Origin of the sequence: Terrabacter sp. 2TAF16 (genome assembly GCF_052115065.1) — a bacterium.
GTDB lineage: Bacteria > Actinomycetota > Actinomycetes > Actinomycetales > Dermatophilaceae > Terrabacter.
Genome location: NZ_JBFRFZ010000001.1, coordinates 381,604 through 398,663, shown reverse-complemented (window position 1 = coordinate 398,663; position 17,060 = coordinate 381,604). Strand labels below are relative to the sequence as shown.

18 protein-coding genes and 1 riboswitch are annotated in these 17,060 nt (G+C 72.5%); of the genes, 12 read left to right on the top strand and 6 right to left on the bottom strand.

Annotated features, from left to right (window positions below; all coding sequences use genetic code 11):
• Positions 1-84: 84 nt before the first annotated feature.
• Complete coding sequence (gene rpe / locus AB4Z14_RS01860; RefSeq protein ID WP_442273668.1) at positions 85-741, top strand: ribulose-phosphate 3-epimerase; 657 nt, start codon at positions 85-87, stop codon at positions 739-741.
• 22 nt (positions 742-763) lie between these two features.
• Here rpe and AB4Z14_RS01855 read toward each other — a convergent pair whose 3' ends face one another.
• On the bottom strand, positions 764-1,123 hold the full coding sequence (locus AB4Z14_RS01855; RefSeq protein ID WP_056776520.1) for a YciI family protein: 360 nt from the start codon (positions 1,121-1,123) through the stop codon (positions 764-766).
• A gap of 271 nt (positions 1,124-1,394) precedes the next feature.
• Positions 1,395-1,523: riboswitch (FMN riboswitch) on the top strand.
• Between the two features lie 116 nt (positions 1,524-1,639).
• Between AB4Z14_RS01855 and pnuC the strand changes: the two genes are divergently transcribed.
• Genes pnuC through AB4Z14_RS01810 form a run of 9 tightly spaced genes read left to right on the top strand, consistent with a single transcriptional unit; the run spans position 1,640 to position 8,027 of the window.
• Entirely contained in the window at positions 1,640-2,398 is a 759-nt protein-coding gene (gene pnuC, locus AB4Z14_RS01850) for a nicotinamide riboside transporter PnuC (RefSeq protein WP_056776522.1), read from the top strand.
• A gap of 3 nt (positions 2,399-2,401) precedes the next feature.
• On the top strand, positions 2,402-3,436 hold the full coding sequence (gene ribD / locus AB4Z14_RS01845) for a bifunctional diaminohydroxyphosphoribosylaminopyrimidine deaminase/5-amino-6-(5-phosphoribosylamino)uracil reductase RibD (protein WP_442273667.1): 1,035 nt from the start codon (positions 2,402-2,404) through the stop codon (positions 3,434-3,436).
• Positions 3,437-3,446: 10 nt separating this feature from the next.
• Entirely contained in the window at positions 3,447-4,064 is a 618-nt protein-coding gene (locus AB4Z14_RS01840) for a riboflavin synthase (protein ID WP_442273666.1), read from the top strand.
• The gene (gene ribB, locus AB4Z14_RS01835; RefSeq protein WP_442273665.1) at positions 4,061-5,302 is read left to right on the top strand and encodes a 3,4-dihydroxy-2-butanone-4-phosphate synthase; all 1,242 of its coding nucleotides are present in this window, start codon (positions 4,061-4,063) and stop codon (positions 5,300-5,302) included. The genes AB4Z14_RS01840 and ribB overlap by 4 nt, the downstream gene beginning before the upstream one ends.
• Positions 5,299-5,769: a 6,7-dimethyl-8-ribityllumazine synthase gene (ribH, locus tag AB4Z14_RS01830; RefSeq protein WP_442273664.1), complete on the top strand. Its 471-nt coding sequence runs from the start codon at positions 5,299-5,301 to the stop codon at positions 5,767-5,769. Before ribB ends, ribH begins: the two co-directional genes overlap by 4 nt.
• A 44-nt stretch (positions 5,770-5,813) precedes the next feature.
• Positions 5,814-6,077 carry a phosphoribosyl-ATP diphosphatase gene (locus AB4Z14_RS01825; protein WP_028785574.1) on the top strand — a complete coding sequence of 88 codons (264 nt, stop codon included), beginning with the start codon at positions 5,814-5,816 and terminating at the stop codon, positions 6,075-6,077.
• A 14-nt stretch (positions 6,078-6,091) separates the two neighbouring features.
• Complete coding sequence (gene hisG, locus AB4Z14_RS01820) at positions 6,092-6,937, top strand: ATP phosphoribosyltransferase (protein ID WP_056776539.1); 846 nt, start codon at positions 6,092-6,094, stop codon at positions 6,935-6,937.
• Positions 6,938-6,966: 29 nt separating this feature from the next.
• The gene (locus tag AB4Z14_RS01815) at positions 6,967-7,479 is read left to right on the top strand and encodes a PH domain-containing protein (protein WP_442273663.1); all 513 of its coding nucleotides are present in this window, start codon (positions 6,967-6,969) and stop codon (positions 7,477-7,479) included.
• A complete protein-coding gene (locus AB4Z14_RS01810; RefSeq protein WP_056776542.1) occupies positions 7,476-8,027 on the top strand; it encodes a flavin reductase family protein in 552 nt (183 codons plus the stop codon). Before AB4Z14_RS01815 ends, AB4Z14_RS01810 begins: the two co-directional genes overlap by 4 nt.
• Here the strand turns inward: AB4Z14_RS01810 and AB4Z14_RS01805 are convergent.
• The 4 genes from AB4Z14_RS01805 to AB4Z14_RS01790 form a co-directional block, all read right to left on the bottom strand.
• Positions 8,015-8,506, bottom strand: a complete 492-nt coding sequence (locus AB4Z14_RS01805; protein ID WP_442273662.1) for a group II truncated hemoglobin — start codon at positions 8,504-8,506, stop codon at positions 8,015-8,017. The two genes, AB4Z14_RS01810 and AB4Z14_RS01805, sit on opposite strands and share 13 nt — an antisense overlap.
• Positions 8,507-8,576: 70 nt before the next feature.
• Positions 8,577-12,449, bottom strand: coding sequence for an IPT/TIG domain-containing protein (locus AB4Z14_RS01800; RefSeq protein WP_442273661.1), 3,873 nt, complete (start codon positions 12,447-12,449; stop codon positions 8,577-8,579).
• A gap of 176 nt (positions 12,450-12,625) precedes the next feature.
• Entirely contained in the window at positions 12,626-13,822 is a 1,197-nt protein-coding gene (locus AB4Z14_RS01795) for an MFS transporter (RefSeq protein WP_442273660.1), read from the bottom strand.
• A gap of 2 nt (positions 13,823-13,824) precedes the next feature.
• A complete protein-coding gene (locus AB4Z14_RS01790) occupies positions 13,825-14,412 on the bottom strand; it encodes a uridine kinase family protein (protein WP_442273659.1) in 588 nt (195 codons plus the stop codon).
• Positions 14,413-14,466: 54 nt separating this feature from the next.
• On the opposite strand from AB4Z14_RS01790, the gene hisF reads away from it, so the two are divergent.
• A complete protein-coding gene (gene hisF, locus AB4Z14_RS01785) occupies positions 14,467-15,240 on the top strand; it encodes an imidazole glycerol phosphate synthase subunit HisF (RefSeq protein WP_442273658.1) in 774 nt (257 codons plus the stop codon).
• Positions 15,241-15,265: 25 nt separating this feature from the next.
• Here the strand turns inward: hisF and AB4Z14_RS01780 are convergent, their stop codons facing one another.
• Positions 15,266-15,907 carry a TIGR03085 family metal-binding protein gene (locus AB4Z14_RS01780; RefSeq protein WP_442273657.1) on the bottom strand — a complete coding sequence of 214 codons (642 nt, stop codon included), beginning with the start codon at positions 15,905-15,907 and terminating at the stop codon, positions 15,266-15,268.
• 76 nt (positions 15,908-15,983) lie between these two features.
• Here AB4Z14_RS01780 and AB4Z14_RS01775 point away from each other — a divergent pair, with 76 nt between their 5' ends.
• The gene (locus tag AB4Z14_RS01775) at positions 15,984-17,015 is read left to right on the top strand and encodes a GNAT family N-acetyltransferase (protein WP_442273656.1); all 1,032 of its coding nucleotides are present in this window, start codon (positions 15,984-15,986) and stop codon (positions 17,013-17,015) included.
• The last annotated feature ends 45 nt before the right edge of the window (positions 17,016-17,060 follow it).

Below are 17,060 nucleotides of genomic sequence, written 5' to 3'. Positions count from 1 at the left end.
TTTCACGGCGGAGTCGGAGTCGCACGTCTCGGTGTCGACCAAGGGCGGTGCCTGACGCCCGCCACCCGCCCCTAGGCTGTGCGCGTGCAGATCTCACCGAGCATCCTGTCCGCCGACTTCGCCAACCTCGAGGCGGAGCTCGGGCGCATCTCGAACGCCGACTGGGCGCACGTCGACGTCATGGACGCCCACTTCGTGCCGAACCTCACTCTCGGGCTGCCCGTCGTCGAGGCGCTGCTCGGGGTGAGCCCGATCCCGATCGATGCGCACCTCATGATCGAGGACCCCGACCGGTGGGCGCCGGCCTACGCCGAGGCGGGGTGCCAGTCGGTGACCTTCCACGTCGAGGCGGCACGCGACCCTCGCGCGCTGGCGCGGACGCTGCGCGCCGCGGGTGCTCGAGCGTCGATGGCGCTCAAGCCCGGGACGGCATTCGCGCCCTACGAGGACCTGCTGCCCGACCTCGACATGGTGCTCGTCATGACGGTCGAGCCCGGCTTCGGCGGGCAGTCCTTCATGGCCGACCAGATGCCCAAGGTGCGCCAGGTGCGCGAGGCGGTGCGCCGCCACGGCGGCGAGATCTGGATCCAGGTCGACGGTGGCGTCAGCGCCGAAACGATCGAGCAGTGCGCCGAGGCGGGAGCCGACGTGTTCGTCGCCGGCTCAGCCGTCTACGGCGCCGAGGACGCCTCGGCCGCTGTCGACGAGCTGCGCGCGCTGGCTCTCACGCACCGGCACTGACGCGGCGGTGACCCCGGAAGGGTCAGTCGACCTTCGGCTGCGGCTTGAAGCGGCGGACCTCGTGCGGCCAGCCGCAGGCCTCGGCGATCTTCCCGGCCCACATCTTGGCGGTCTCGTCGTCGGGCACGTCCACGATGGCGAAGCCACCGAGGAACTCCTTCGTCTCGACGTAGGGACCGTCGGTGATCATCACGCTGCCGCTGGAGGGATCGGCGTGGTAGACGGGACCGTCCTCCTCCTCGAGACCCCCGGCGAAGACGTACACGCCGGCAGCCTTCATCTCGTCGACGGTCGCCATCGCGAGAGGTCCGCGACCGCGGAACCAGTCCTCGGAGTGGTCGCCCACCCACTGCTGGTTGAAGTAGAGGAGGTACTCGGCCACGACTGGCTCCTTCTGTCCGGCGGACCCTGTTGTCCGCGTCATGCCTACTACACGAACGGCGACGGGCGATTTCGACACGGGGTCCGGGAGCGATTCTCCGTCGCGGCCGTAGCTTTTCGTCGTGGCCTCAGAGGGGCCTGTCGCCCGGTGGCCGACGACCACGCCGTTGACCGCGTGGGCGCCGCCGTCACGGACGGCTGGCGCCGCTGCCGTGGCGGCCATCACGCGGTCGCGGCGTGCGCGGCCGACGGACGCGGGTGCATACTGGCTCTACGTGCTCCGGGGTCGGTGTAATTCCGAGCCGGCGGTTACAGTCCGCGACCCGATCGCATCCAGCGGCCGGTTGACCTGGTGAAATTCCGGGACCGACGGTGAAAGTCCGGATGGGAGGCAGCACGAAACAGGCCGTCGTGGCCTGGGCCGTCGGCATCGTCCGGCCGGGTCCGGACCGCGTGGCGTGTGGAGTCACCCCGGAGTTCGTCCGTGCCACGACGAACGACCAAGGACGAACACCACATGCAGGCTCTTGCTCTGGCCGACGAGACGAAGAACGTCTTCCAACAGGCCATCGACGCCACCATCCCGATCGGCCAGTACCAGCTGCACTGGCTCGAGCTGATCGGTGTCCTCATCGGGCTCGCGTCCGCCTACCTCGGCATGCGCCGGTGGGTCTTGGCCTGGCCGGTGGGGATCCTCGCGAACATCATGCTGTTCTTCGTCTACCTCGGTGCCGTCTTCGGGGCCGACGAGCGCATCCCGCTGTTCGGTCAGGCCGGCCGGCAGGTCTTCTTCATCATCACGAGCATCTACGGCTGGTGGCGCTGGTCGCAGGTCCGCAGGCTCAACCACGCCGACGACTCGAGCGGCGTGGCGATCACGCCTCGCTGGGCCACGAGCCGCGAGCGCGTCGCCGTCGTCGTCTTCTGGCTCGTCGGCACGGTCGTCGTGCACCAGGCCTTCGTCTGGCTGTGGAACCTCTCGCCGAACCCGTTCTTCACGCCCGAGTGGTGGTTCTACTGGTGCGACGCCTGGATCTTCGTCGGCTCGATCGTCGCGACGTACGCCATGGCGCGCGGCTGGAACGAGTTCTGGCTGGCCTGGATCGCCGTCGACCTCGTCGGCGTGCCGTTCGCCTTCGCGACCGACTACGTGCCGACCGGTGTGCTCTACACCTTCTACGGCCTCTTCGTCATCTACGGCTTCACCCAGTGGGTCAAGGTGTCACGGGTCGCCGAACGCGACGTCGAGCCGCAGCTGACCGGGACGTCGAGCTGACCCATGGGTGACACGGCCGCCCCGGCATGGATGCGACGAGCCCTCCAGCTCGCCGCGTCCGGGCCGTGGCCCGACCCCAACCCGCGGGTCGGCTGCGTCATCGTCGCGGCCGACGGCGCCCTGGTCGTCGGCGAGGGCCACCACCACGGGGCCGGGACGCCGCACGCCGAGATCGAGGCCCTGAGTTCCGCAGGCTCCGCGGCCCGGGGGGCGACCGCCTACGTGACGCTCGAGCCGTGCTCGCACACGGGCCGCACCGGTCCCTGCGCGGAGGCCCTCGTCGAGGCGGGTGTTGCGCGGGTCGTCTTCGCTCAGTCGGACCCGAACCCGGACGCCGCGGGAGGCGCCGAGGTGCTGCACGCCGCCGGCATCCACGTGACCGGAGGTGTGCTCGCCGACGAGGCGGCCACGCTCAACGACCGGTGGGCACGAAGCGTGGCCCTCGGCCGACCGCTCGTCACGTGGAAGCTCGCCACGACCCTCGACGGCAGGAGCGCGGCCGCCGACGGGAGCAGCCAGTGGATCACGGGAGAGGCGGCTCGCGCCGACGTCCACGCGCTGCGTGCGACCCGAGACGCCGTCCTCGTCGGCACGGGCACCGTGCTCGCCGACGACCCCCGTCTCACCGTGCGTATGCCGGGTGGCGGGCTGGCGCCGCAGCAGCCCCTTCGCGTCGTCATGGGAGAGCGTCCACTTCCGGCCGGAGCGCGCCTCCACGACGCTCCTGGGGAGGTGCTGCACCTGAAAACTCGCGACCCTAGCGAGGCACTGAACCGGTTGTGGCACAGCGGAATCCGTGATGTCTGGCTCGAGGGCGGCCCCACGCTCGCCGCGGCGTTCCTCCGCGCCGGTCTCGTCGACGACGTCTACGCCTACGTCGCCCCGGCGCTGCTCGGGTCGGGCCGCGCTGCCGTGGCCGACCTCGGCATCATCTCCATCGCGGACGTCCGACGCCTCGATCTCGTCGACGTGACGGTCGTCGGGGGAGACGTCCGCATCCACGCCGGCGCCCACCCGCGAGTGCACGCAGAACCCTGAGGAGACAGTCATGTTCACCGGAATCGTCGAGGAGCTCGGCACCGTGGCCGCCATCGAGCACGGCGCCGACTCGGCCGTGCTGCGCATCGACGGCCCCCTCGTCGTCAGCGACGCCACCCACGGCGCCTCCATCTCCGTCAACGGCGTCTGCCTCACCGTGACCGAGCACGACGCCGCGGGCTTCACGGTCGACGTCATGGCCGAGACCCTCGACCGCAGCAGTCTCGGGGTCCTGGCCCCCGGTGACCGCGTCAACCTCGAGCGCGCGATGCCGGCCGACGGTCGCTTCGGTGGTCATGTCGTGCAGGGCCATGTCGACGGGACTGCCACCATCACGGCGCGAACGCCCGGGGACCGTTGGGAGACGGTCGACTTCACGCTCCCACCGGGCCTCGCGGCATACGTGGTCGAGAAGGGCTCGATCACGGTGGACGGGGTCTCGCTCACCGTCGCCCACGTCGGTGACGACGCGTTCGGCGTCTCGCTCATCCCCACGACGCTCGACCTGACCACGCTCGGGCACAAGGGGGTCGGCGACGTCGTCAACCTCGAGGTCGACGTCATCGCGAAGTACGTCGAGCGACTGCTCAGCCACCGACAGACCGACCGACAGGAGGTCGAGTCATGACCACCCTCTCCACCGTCGAGGAGGCCCTCGAGGCCCTCCAGGCCGGCCGGCCCGTCCTCGTCCTCGACGACGAGGACCGCGAGAACGAGGGCGACCTGGTCCTCGCGGCGGAGACCGCCACCGAGGACTGGATGGCATGGACCATCCGCCACTCGTCCGGCTACCTCTGCGCGCCGATGCCCGACGAGATCGCCGACCGGCTCGAGCTGCCGCTCATGGTCGCCGAGAACCGCGACCCGCTGCGGACCGCCTACACCGTGTCCGTCGATGCGGCGTCAGGCGTCACCACGGGCATCAGCGCGGCCGACCGCCTGCACACCGTCCGGGTGCTCGCCGACGTCGACTCGGTGCCCGCCGACCTCATCCGACCCGGGCACATCCTGCCGCTGCGCGCCCGCCACGGAGGCGTGCTGACCCGTCCCGGCCACACCGAGGCGGCGGTCGACCTGACCCGGCTCGCGGGCCTCTCGCCGGTCGGGGTCATCGGTGAGCTCGTCCACGACGACGGGACGATGATGCGCTTCGACGCCGTCGTCGGGCTCGGCCGCGAGTTCGGCCTGCCCGTCATCACCATCGAGCAGCTCATCGACCACCGGCAGCGCCTCGACCGCGTCGAGCGCCTCGCGACCACCCGCATCCCGACGGTGCACGGCACGTTCACCGCCCACGGATACCGCGACACCCTGACGGGCGACGAGCACGTCGCCCTCGTCAGCCCGCGCGGGCTGCAGGGCCGCGGCCGCGGCGGCCCCGTCGTCACGCGCCTGCACTCCGAGTGCCTGACCGGCGACGCGTTCGGGTCGCTGCGCTGCGACTGCGGACCCCAGCTGCAGGCATCGCTGGCGCGCGTCGGGCGCGACGGCGGCGTCGTCGTGTACCTCGGCGGTCACGAGGGCCGGGGTGTCGGGCTCGTCGACAAGCTCCGCGCGTACTCCCAGCAGGACGCCGGCGCCGACACCGTCGATGCCCAGACGGCTCTCGGCCTTCCGGTCGACGCGCGGGAGTACGCCGCCGGTGCGGCGATCCTGCACGACCTCGGTGCGACGCAGGTCGTCCTCCTGACGAACAACCCCAACAAGGTCTCGGCGCTGCGCCACCTCGGGCTCGACGTCGTCGCGGTCGAGCGGCTCCACGGACCGATGGGCGCGGACAACGAGCAGTACCTCACGACCAAGCGCGAGCGCATGGGCCATGACATCCCGGTCCCCACCGACCGGCACGGCAAGGAGACGGCATGAAGGACGGCGCCCCCACCATCAGCACCGACGGCACCGGGCTGCGGGTCGCCGTCGTCGCGGCGAGCTGGCACGACGTGGTCATGGACGGCCTCCTCGACGGCGCGCGTCGTGGCCTCGCGGATGCCGCGGTCACGCACGTCGACGTCGTCCGCGTCCCCGGGACGTTCGAGCTGCCGGTCGCGTGCGCGACCCTCGCCGACCGCTACGACGCGCTCGTCGCCCTGGGGGTCGTCATCCGCGGCGGCACGCCACACTTCGACTACGTCTGCCAGGCCGCGACCGTCGGCATCACCGACGTCTCGGTGCGCACGGGCACGCCGATCGGCTTCGGCGTGCTCACGTGCGACGACGAGGCCCAGGCGCTCGACCGCGCCGGGCTCCCCGGTTCCGCCGAGGACAAGGGCCACGAGGCCGCGTCGGCGGCCGTCGCGACCGTCGTCGCCCTCCGCGGCGTCGCCACGACGTGAGCACCGTCCGGGACACGGCTGCACGGCCCGTAGGCTGGGGCACCGTGAAGAGCTTTGAGCAGCTGTATGCCGAGCTGGCCGAGAAGGCGCAGACGCGACCCGAGGGTTCGGGCACCGTCGCGCAGCTCGACGCCGGCGTCCACGCGATCGGCAAGAAGATCGTCGAGGAGGCGGCCGAGGTGTGGATGGCCGCCGAGTACCAGTCGAACGACGAGGCCGCCGAGGAGATCAGCCAGCTCCTCTACCACCTGCAGGTCCTCATGCTCGCCAAGGGCATCTCGCTCGACGACGTCTACTCCCACCTCTGAGGACTGTTCACTCCATGCTGCGAATCGCCGTGCCCAACAAGGGCTCTCTCTCCGACGCGACCGTCGAGCTGCTGCGCGAGGCGGGCTACCGCGTACGCCGTGACACCAAGGAGCTCGTCGTCGCCGACGCCGAGAACGACGTCGAGTTCTTCTACCTGCGCCCCCGCGACATCGCGGTCTACGTCGGGTCCGGCACGGTCGACGCGGGCGTCACCGGTCGTGACCTGCTGCTCGACTCGGGCTCGAGCGCCGTCGAGGTCATGTCTCTCGGCTTCGGCGCCTCGACCTTCCGGTATGCTGGCAAGCCCGGCCACGTGGCCACCGTCGACGACATCGCGGGCAAGCGCGTCGCCACGTCGTATGCCGGTCTGGTGCGTTCCGACCTCGCCGCTCGTGGGCTCGCCGCGGAGGTCGTGCGCCTCGACGGTGCGGTCGAGACGGCCATCACCCTCGGGGTCGCCGACTGCATCGCCGACGTCGTCGAGACCGGGACGACCCTGCGCCAGCAGGGCCTCGAGGTGTTCGGCGAGCCGATCCTGCAGTCCGAGGCCGTCCTCATCCGCGGCGACCGCCCCGGCGAGGACCAGGCCATCGAGGTGCTCCAGCGGCGCATCGCCGGCGTCATCACGGCCCGCACGTACGTCATGCTCGACTACGACTGCCCGAAGGACCTCGTCGACCGGGCCTGCCGGCTGACCCCGGGCCTCGAGTCGCCCACGGTCTCGCCGATGCAGGACGAGGCGTGGGTCGCCGTGCGTGCCATGGTGCCTCGCATCGGGCGCAACCGACTCATGGACGAGCTCTACGACCTGGGCGCGCGGGCGATCCTCGTGACCGACATCGCCGCCTGCCGGCTGTGACGCACGACGGGGACGACGGACGTGAACCGATGACGCAGCAGCCCTCCTCCCGGCCGGAGCACGACCCGGCCGCCGACTCCGCCGCGTGGGCGCCCTTCCGGCCCAAGCGGGGACGGGGCGTCGCTCTCGGCGTGGTCTGGTCCTCGCTCGCCGTCTTCGGCATCATCGCCGTCGTCATGCCGGCGCAGGTCGACGGCCGGTGGGGGCTCGGCGACCGCCTCATGTTCTTCGGACTCGGTGTCGCGATCGCCTTCCTCGCCTGGCGGTACGCGTCGATCCGCGCGGTGCCGAGCCGCGCCGGGCTCCTCGTGCGCAACCTCGTGCTCACCCGCACGCTCGAGTGGCCCGAGGTCGTCGGCATCCAGTTCGGCGGGGGAGAGCCCTGGGTCACCCTCGACCTCGAGGACGGCGACACCGTCGCGGTCATGGCGATCCAGAAGGCCGACGGTCCGCTCGCCGGCCGGGAGGCCTCTCGTCTCGCGGCGCTCGTCCAGGCGTTCGGCGAGGCGCGTGAGCCCGGGCCGCGGCAGGATCCGGCATGACGGCTGGGCAGACGGGTGAGCCGACGCCGGAGCGGATGCGCCACGCACTCGGCCATTTCGCCACGGGCGTGACGATCGTGACCGGGTTCGCCGAGGGCGGTGAGCCCGTCGGCTTCGCCTGCCAGTCGTTCGCGTCGGTCTCCCTGCACCCGCCGCTCGTGCTCTTCTGCGCCGACCACCGCGGCCGGTCGTGGCCGCGCATGCGCGACGACGGGCGCTTCACCGTCAACGTGCTCGGGCACGAGCAGCGCGACCTCATCGCGCGCTTCGGCTCGGCCGGCGGCGCCCGGTTCGACTCACTGGACTGGGAGCCGTCGCACCATGGTGGCCCGAGCCTCCCGGGCGTGCTCATGCGCGTGCACTGCTCGGTCGAGCAGGTGCACGTCGCCGGGGACCACGACGTCGTCGTCGGCCGGGTCCTCGACCTCGAGGACGGTGAGTCGGGCCGGCCGATGCTCTTCTACCGGGGACGTCTCACGGTCACCGAGCGGCGTACGTCTGCCGGCGGCGACGAGGGACCCGCGGCGATCGACGACTACTGGGGCTGAGCCGACGAGGCCGTCGCCCGGGAGTCGGTGCCGTACACCAGGCCGTCCCACGACCACTGCGGCACGGTCAGGCCGTCGGGCACGTCGTCGGCCGATCCGTGGTAGGTGCTCATGTAGCCCACCGCCCAGCTGAAGTACGCCACGAGCGCGTCGCGCACGTCCGGGTCGTCGGAGAGTCCGGCGTCCTCGACGGCTCGCTCGAAGCACTCGAGCGCCCGCTCGTCCATCTCCTGGTGCGGACCGTTGCCGGAGTGCAGCCGCACGACCGTCGACTCGCTCGCCACGGAGCCCGAGTAGGTGGGCGGGCCGCCGAGAGCCTCGGCCCAGTACGCCGCGAGCCGCATGGTGTGGTCGGGGTGGAAGCCGTGCGAGAAGGCGTGCGACACGACGGGGTCGACGAGGACGCGCTCGTGCCAGGCGTGAGCGAGGGCGACGAGCGCGGGCATCCCGCCGACGGCGTCGTAGATGGTCCGTGTCACCGTCGCAGGCTCCCATCCCGCGGGCAACGCGACAAGGCCTCGGGACCGCAGGGGTCCCCAGGGCTCTCTGTCAGCGGAAGTGGATGAAGTTCGAGGGCCAGGAGTAGCCGCCTCGCTCGAGGATGCGCCGACCGCTCATCGACGTGTACGTCGCGCCGAGGACCGTTCCGCCGTAGCCGCTCTCGGAGATCGCGACGGTGTCGCCGTCGGCACTGACCCAGTCCACGTACGCGACGTGGTTGGAGTTCCACTGGGCGATGTCGCCGACGCGGGGCTTCTGGTCGACGGCGAAGCCCTTGGCCCGGGCGTTCGTGTCCCAGTTCGTCGCGTTGCCGAGGTTGCCGGGGTTCTTGACCCCGTCACGCGAGAGGCGGTACGCGGAGAAGTTCGTGCAGTTGTTGCCCCACGGGTCGACGGGGTAGTTCCACGCGCGCTGGCCGTAGTAGCCGAACCGCTCGATGCAGTCCTGGGTCGCACGGGAGTAGCACTTCCAGCCGGTGGGTGCCGGCCCGCCGGTGATGGCCCAGGTGACGGTGGTGGAGCGGTAGATGGCGACGTTGGCGTTGCCGAGCACGCGCACCACCGACCCGCTCCCGCTCGTCCGGGTCGACCACAGCGTCACCCCGCGCGAGTTGCGCACGACGAAGTTGCCGTCGGTCTGCATCGTGGCCGTGCTCCCGGCGCCCGTCGTGAAGGCCGCCCACTGGCGCACTCCGGCGGCGGAGGTCAGCACGAGGTTGCCGTCGGTGCGCATCGTCAGCAGCCACGCCTTGCTCGTCGACAGGATCGACTCGCCCGAGCGCAGCACCTGGCCGGGCAGCATCCGGTCGTAGCGGTAGCCACGGTGGTCCCACACGGTCGTCGTGCCCTGGCGCACCTGGAGCAGGCCGTCGTTGGTCAGCGTGAGCAGGCCGCCCGTCCAGCCGGTGGTCCCGCTCGACCACGCGACCGTGCCGTTGGTGCGGAGCATGACGACGTTGCCGTCGGCCCGGACCGCGAGGCGGTTGCCGGCGCCGGGCGTGGCGCTCGTCCAGCGTCGGACACCCGCCGAGGTCGTGATGACGAGATTGCCATCCGCCTGCATCGTTGCGAGGTACGCGCCGGTGGATGACCGCAGCGCCGTGCCGGAGGAGAGCCACTGTCCGGACTGCAGCGTCGCGCCGGCGACGTAGGTGAAGCCGTCGGTGCGCACGACGGTGCCGGCGCGTGTCGTGACGCGGATCGGGATCGGGCCGGTGGCGATGCGGGCCGGGACCACCGCGGTCAGCTGGGTGGCCGAGACCCGGGTGAACGAGGTCGCCGCGACCCCGTTGAAGAGGACGTCGCGCACGTCGGTGAACGACGTGCCGCGCAGGGTGACGAGCGTGCCACCGGCCAGCGGACCTGAGGCCGGCGAGACCGAGGCGACGACCGGCGGGTCCTGGAAGCTGAAGCGGCCCCCGGGAACGACGGGCGAGGTGCCACCGGGAGTCGTGACGCGCACGTCCACGTCAGCCTCGGCGTGGACCGGCAGGGTGACCCGCAGCTGGGTCGCCGAGAGGCGCGTCACCGCGGTGGCAGCGACGCCTCCGAACGTCACGGACGAGACGCGGTCGTAGGCCGTCCCGCTGAGGACGACGGTGCCGCCGCCCTTCGTGGGTGCCAGGGTGGGGGAGACCGAGGTGACGGTCGGCACGGCCTGGTAGGTGAACCGGACGGCAGCGGCAGCCGGTGACACGCCGCCGGGAGTCGTGACGCGGACGTCGACCGTGCCGACGGCCTGGGCGGGTGCCGTGACCCGCAGCGTCGTATCGGAAACCCGGACGAGCCCGGTGCCGGCCACACCGCCGAAGTCCACGCCCGTCGCGAGGCCGAGGCGGGTGCCCGTGACGGTGACGACGGTGCCGCCGCGCAGCGGGCCCGCCGGGACGGACAGGGCGGACACGGCGGGCACGCCGACGTAGGTGAACCGCCCGCCCGCGGACTCGGGGCTCGTGCCGTTGGGATTGGTGACGCGTACGGACACCGTCCCCTCGGCCTGCGCCGGGGCGGTGACCCGGAGGCTGGTGTCCGAGACCCGCACGAGACCGGTGGCGGCGACGTTGCCGAAGCGGACCGCGGTGGCGTCGGACAGGTGGGCGCCGGTGATCGTCACGACCGTGCCGCCGCGGAGCGGGCCCGCCGTGGTGGACAGCGCGCCGACGACCGGAGGCGAGCCGTAGGCGAAGCGGGCGCCGACCCCGGTGGCAGAGGTGCCCCCCGGGGTGGTGACCTGGACGTCGACGGGTCCGGAGGCGTGGCGCGGCGTCGTGGCGCGCAGCGTCGTCGCTGAGACGCGGACGAGGTTGGTCGCCGCGACCGAGCCGAAGCGGACGGCGGTCGCCCGGCTCAGACCCGTGCCGGTCAGCGTCACGACGGTGCCCCCGGACGGAGGACCCGTCTGAGGGGACAGGGAGGTGATGGCCGGGACCGGATCGAACGCGAAGGTGCTCGACGTGTGCTCGGGCGACGTGCCGTACGGGGTCGTCACGGTGACGGCGACCACCCCGGCAGCGTGGGCGGGTGTCGTAGCCCGGATGCTCGTGGCCGACACGAAGGTGAAGCGTGCGGGCGTGCCGCCGAAGTCGACACGGGTCGCGCCCGTGAACCGGGTCCCGGTGAGCGTGACAACGGTGCCACCACGGACCGGTCCGGCGGTGGTCGACAGCGACGCGACGGCCGGCGGTGCCTGGTAGCCGTAACGGGCTCGTGAGGTCACGGCCGAGGTGCCGCCCGGGGTGGTCACGCGTACGTCGACGGTCCCCACGGGACGGGCCGGCGTCGTGACCCGGAGCGCGGTCGCCGAGACCGGCACGACCTTCGTCGTGGCCGTGGAGCCGAACGCGACGCTCGTGGCCCGGCTGAGACCGGTGCCCGTCAGGGTCACGGTGACCCCACCAGCTGTGGGGCCCGAGGCGGAGGAGATCCCCGTCAGGGTCGGGACCGCTTCGTAGGCAAAGCTGTTCGCGGAGTAGCCGTACGAGATGCCGGCGGCGGTCCGGACGTGCACGTTGACGAGGCCGGCGGGGCGGCCCGGTGAGGTGACGCGGACCTGGGTCGCGGACAGCACCGTGAAGCGGGCCGTCGTCGCGCCGAAGGTCACCGCGGTCGCGCCCGTGAACCGGGTGCCCGTCAGGGTCACGACCGTGCCCCCGCGCAGCGGACCGGCGGAGACGGAGAGGCCCGTCACCGCCGGCGGGGTGACGACGGGGGGAGCGGTGTAGGTGAAGCGGGCGCCGGAGGCCACCGGGGAGGTGCCGCCCGGCGTCGTGGCCCGGACGTCGACGGCGCCCGCCGCGTGTGCCGGGACCGTGACGCGGACCTGCGTCGCCGACAGGCGGGTGAGGCCCCCCGCGGGGGTGGCGCCGAAGAGCACGGCGCTCGTGCGGTAGAGCCCGGTGCCGGTCAGCGTCACGGTGGTGCCGCCGCGCGTCGTGGCGGAGCGGGACGACAGGGAGGACACGGACGGGGCGGCGTCGAAGGCGAAGGTCGCGCGTGACGAGACGGGCGACGTGCCGGCCGGGGTGGCGACGCGGACGTTGACGACGCCGAAGGGGTGGGCGGGGGTGACGACCCGGACGCGGGTGCTTGAGACCTTCGTGATGCGGGTGACGGCGGTCGAGCCGAACCAGGCCGTCGTCGTCGCGCCCACGCCGGTGCCCGACAGCTCGACGGTCGTGCCGCCCCGGGTCGGGCCCGCCACGACGGACAGGCTGATCGCCGTGGGGGCGGTGCCGGTGACGGCGGCGAGGGACGGTGCCGCCGCGACGGCGGTGACGGAGGCCGCGGATGCCGTCGGCGCGGTCGCGAGTCCCGGCACTGCGGCGAGGAGGGCCGTCACGACGAGGCCGGAGAGCAGGCGCCCGGTCGTCCTGCGGTCGACGTCGCGGTCTCGCTCGGGCAGCGGGGTGGGGCGGGGCAGCATTCGTCCGTCTCCTTGCAGTCAGCACGTCCGGCGAGCATTCTGCACAGGCAAATCGTCCTTTGTACGCCGTTTCGCCCTAATTGGCTCGCCCCAAGCGCACCACGAGCCCCACATGTGGGGGTCTGGAGGCGAACGACCGGTTCGGTCCCGGCGTCACCCCGACCCTCACGCGGCGCTCACTCCACGCGGCTCAGGTCGGGCCGCAGACGCTGGACGACGAAGAGCTGGACGACCCCGATGGCGGCGAGGATGCCCCAGACGAGCGACAGGCTCCCGGTGACGTCGCGCACGAGCCCCATCGCCAGGGGTCCGATCGAGGCGAGGCCGTAGGAGATGAGGAACGCCATGCCGGTCAGGCGCCCGCTCGCCTCGGGGGTGCGGGCGTAGCGCACGAGGAGCACGAGCGCGAGGGAGAAGGCGGCGCCCTGACCGAGCCCGGTGACGACCGCCCACACCCACGGCGCCGAGAGTGGTGCGACCCAGATCCCGACGGAGCCGGCGATCCCGAGCACCGCGGCCGGCCACAGGAGCCGCCTCATGTCACGGGTGCGGTCGCTGACGACCGGACCGAGCAGGCCCGAGACGATCTGGGCCCCGCTGAAGACCGCCGCGAGATAGCCCGCCGAGCCGCGCGACCAGCCGTGCTCGACGTAGGTCGGGGCGAGCCACGTGACGGCCGAGTAGAAGCACCACGACTGCAGGGTGAGGTAGCCCGCGACGAGCCAGGCCGTGTGGTGCCGCCACGGCAGCCGGCCCGGGCCTTCCTCGTCCGGCGTGTGGTGCGGGTTGGCGCGCATGGTGAACGGCGCCCACGCGAGGGCACCGACGAGGGCGATGACCGACCACGAACCCAGCGAGGCCTGCCAGCTGCCGAGTCGGTCGGCGAGCGGCACGGCGAGCGCCGAGCTGAGGGCCGCCCCACCCATCATCGCGAGCATGTAGAGGCCCGTGACGAGACCGGTGCGCTCGGGTGGGAAGAAGGTCTTGACGAGTCTCGGCAGCAGTGTGCCGGCGACGGCGATCCCGACGCCGCAGAGGAAGGTCCCCGCGTAGAGCACGACGACGTGGTCGCCGGCGAAGCGGCTGGCCGTGCCGACGAGGATGCTGATGACCGCTCCGAGCACCGCAGCGGCCGCCCCGGTGTGGTGGGCGATCCGGCTCGCGACCGGCGCGAAGAGCCCCATGCAGAGGACCGGCAGGGTCGTGAGTGCCCCGGCCGCGGCGTGGCTGAGGCCGAGGTCGGCGGAGATCGCGTCGAGCAGCGGAGGGACGCTCGTGATCGCGATCCGGAGGTTCGCGGCGACGGCGACGAGCGCGAGGGCCATGACCCAGACGGGCGGCAGGGGGCGGAGCGGTCGGTCTCGTCGAAGCACCATCAGAGACTAGATGTGTCGAGGACGAGGTCCGCGCGCTCCCTCGTCGCGTCGGCGCTGAAGAGCGCCGACTCCTGGTCGGCCCAGCGCTGCCACTGGGGTCGGTAGGCCTCACCGTCGCGGTCGATCCCGCGGCGCATCCGCAACGCGGTGTCGGCGTCCACGAAGACGGACACGGCGGCATACGACCCCGCAGGCTCCACGCTGGAGCCGCACCCCTCGACGACGAGGAAGGTGCACGGAGGCACGTCGCGCGTGCCCGACCACTGCTCGCGGACCCAGCTCCACAGCCGGTAGGTCGCCCGCTCGCCGCGCGCCATCGGCTCGAGCACCTGCACCGTGAGCAGCCCGGGTGCCTGGGCCAGCCCGTCCCAGCCCGGGTAGAGGTGGTCCATGTGGACGACGGCGACGGGACCCCTCGGCGCCAGCGCGAGCTCGATCCCGCGGGCCAGCGTCGTCTTGCCGGCGCCGCTGGGCCCGTCGAGGGCGATGACGACGACGTCACCGCAGCGGGGCTCCGCCACGAGCGCGAGGGACACGACGGCGGCGACGTGATCCTCGCGCGGCGGCCGCGTCACCTCGTCCCACATGGGCGTGACCCTACCGACCAGTGATGGTCACCCGGGCTGGCCTAGATTTGTCGCATGCCGGTCGCCACGAGAGTCATCGCCTGTCTGGACGTCGACGCGGGGCGCGTCGTCAAGGGCGTCAACTTCGAGAACCTCCGAGACGCCGGCGACCCCGTCGAGCTCGCGAAGCTCTACGACGACCAGGGCGTCGACGAGCTGACCTTCCTCGACGTCACGGCGAGCAGCGGTGACCGAGAGACCACCTACGACGTCGTGCGCCGGACGGCCGAGCAGGTCTTCATCCCACTCACCGTCGGAGGTGGCGTGCGCACCGTCGACGACGTCGACCGCCTGCTGCGCGCCGGCGCCGACAAGGTCGGGGTCAACACCGCCGCCCTGGCCCGACCCGAGCTGATCTCCGAGATCGCGGCACGGTTCGGCGCACAGGTGCTCGTCCTGTCGGCCGATGTCCGCCGGCGACTCGGCGACGACGGCCGGCCCACCGACGACTTCGTCATGACGACGCACGGGGGCCGCACGCCGGTCGACCTCGACGCCGTCGAGTGGTGCGCGCGGGCCGCGGAGCTCGGGGCGGGCGAGATCCTGCTCAACTCGATGGACGCCGACGGCACGAAGGACGGCTTCGACCTCGAGCTGATCCGGCGCGTGCGCGCAGCCGTGTCGGTGCCCGTCATCGCGAGCGGGGGCGCCGGACGCGTCGAGCACTTCGCACCCGCGGTCGCCGCTGGGGCGGACGCCGTGCTCGCCGCGAGCGTGTTCCACTTCCGCGAGCTCACCGTCGGCGACGTCAAGGACGCCCTGCACGCAGCCGGTGTGACGGTCCGCTGATGCCGTCCGGCCGGTTGCCGGTGGGTCAGCTGATGCCGAGGGCGGTCTTCTGGAGCGCGGCGATGTCGTCCGCGTCGCCCTCGAACTCGACGCGCGCCACGCTCTTGCGGCCGTAGGCGTAGAGCACGAGCTCCGCAGGCGTCCCGCGGAGCACGACGGTGCCGTGCTCGTCGGGCAGCCTGGCGGCGTAGCGGCCCTGGCCCTCGGCGATGAGCACGATCCCCGTCGGCGCCTTCCGGAACATCAGGCGTGACGAGCGCTTGAGCGCCGACCAGAGCTTGCCCGACAGCTGGGGCGACAGCTCGCGCGGCTCCCAGCCGGGCTGGGCGCGGCGGGCGTCCTCGTGGTGGACGAAGAACTCGATGAGGTTGGTCACCTCGTCGACCTTGGGGTGCGCCATGGGGTTCCACACCGGGGCGCCCCGGCGGACGCGGTCGACCAGCGCCGAGTAGTCGCCGTGCGCGATCTTGCCCTGCTCCTTCTCGAGGTGACCCGCGAGGAACGGGACGAAGCGCCCGGCCGTCAGGTCGGGCCGGTGCTCGCGGACCAGCAGGTGGGCTGCCAGGTCACGCGTCTCCCACCCCTCGCACAGTGTCGGCTGGTCGGGTCCGAGCCGGTCGAGCTCGTCGCAGAGCAGGAGGCGTTCGGACTGGGCGTGGCGCGTCATGACGCCATCCTCTCAGGGCGTCGGCCACGACCGAATCTCGGTGGCCGGGGCGAGGGTCTGTGCCTAGGGTCGGACGGTGATCGAGCTCGTGCGCCCCACCGTCGACCTGTCCGACTCGTGGTGGGAGATGGTCGACGACTTCGCCGGCGAGACCATCCACGGCTCGAGCTACCGCTCGGGCGACCGCGACCTGCTGCGCGACCGCGAGGCCTTCGAGGAGTGGGTCGACTGGCTCGGCCGGATGGAGCGGTCCGACGCGGCGCTCCCGGAGGGCCGCGTGCCGTCGTCGAACCGGTGGGTCGTCCGTGACGGTCGCGTCGTCGGCACGATCGCTGTGCGCCACGCGCTCACCCCGTCCCTCGTCGCCGAGGGTGGGCACATCGGGTATGCCGTGTCGCCGGCTGTCCGACGCCAGGGGATCGCCCGCGCCGCGCTGGGTCTCGCGCTCCGCCTCGCCGCGTCCCGCGGGATCGACCCCGTCCTCGTGACGTGCGACGCGACCAACACGGCCTCCGCGCGGACCATCACGTCGTGCGGCGGCGTCCTGGAGGACGAGCGGGAGGGCGTCCTGCGGCACTGGGTCCGGACCGACGCCCCGGCGCAGCCGATCGGCCCCGGACCGATCGAGACACGGGACGCCAGGCTCGTGCCGGTGACGGCCGAGGAGGCCGCGGCGATGCGCGCGGGGGAGCGACGGGCCGAGTGGGCGAAGGGCTACCCGCGTGAGGACGACCTCGACGCCATCGGGATGATGCCCTCCGGCCCCGACGCGTGGTCCCCGCGCCACATCGTGCGCAGGAGCGACGGGCTCGTCGTCGGCTCGATCGGCTGCTTCGGGCCACCGGAGCAGGGCGTCGTCGAGGTCGGCTACGGCCTCGTCCCGGACGCCCGACGAGGGGGCCTGATGACCGACGTCCTGTCCGGCTTCGTGCGCTCGCTCGAGGCGGCCGGACTCTCCGTGGTCGCGCACACCGAGCCCGACAACGTCGCGAGCCACCGGGTCCTGGCGCGCCTCGGCTTCCTGCGGCGCGAAGCGCAGGACGCCGCGGACGGCGCCGAGTGGCTCTGGGTCAGAGGGACTGGTGCCGAGGGTGTCGCCGGCACGTGAGAGGCTGAGGGGTCGACCACAGAGCACGTCACCAGGGGAGCAGCA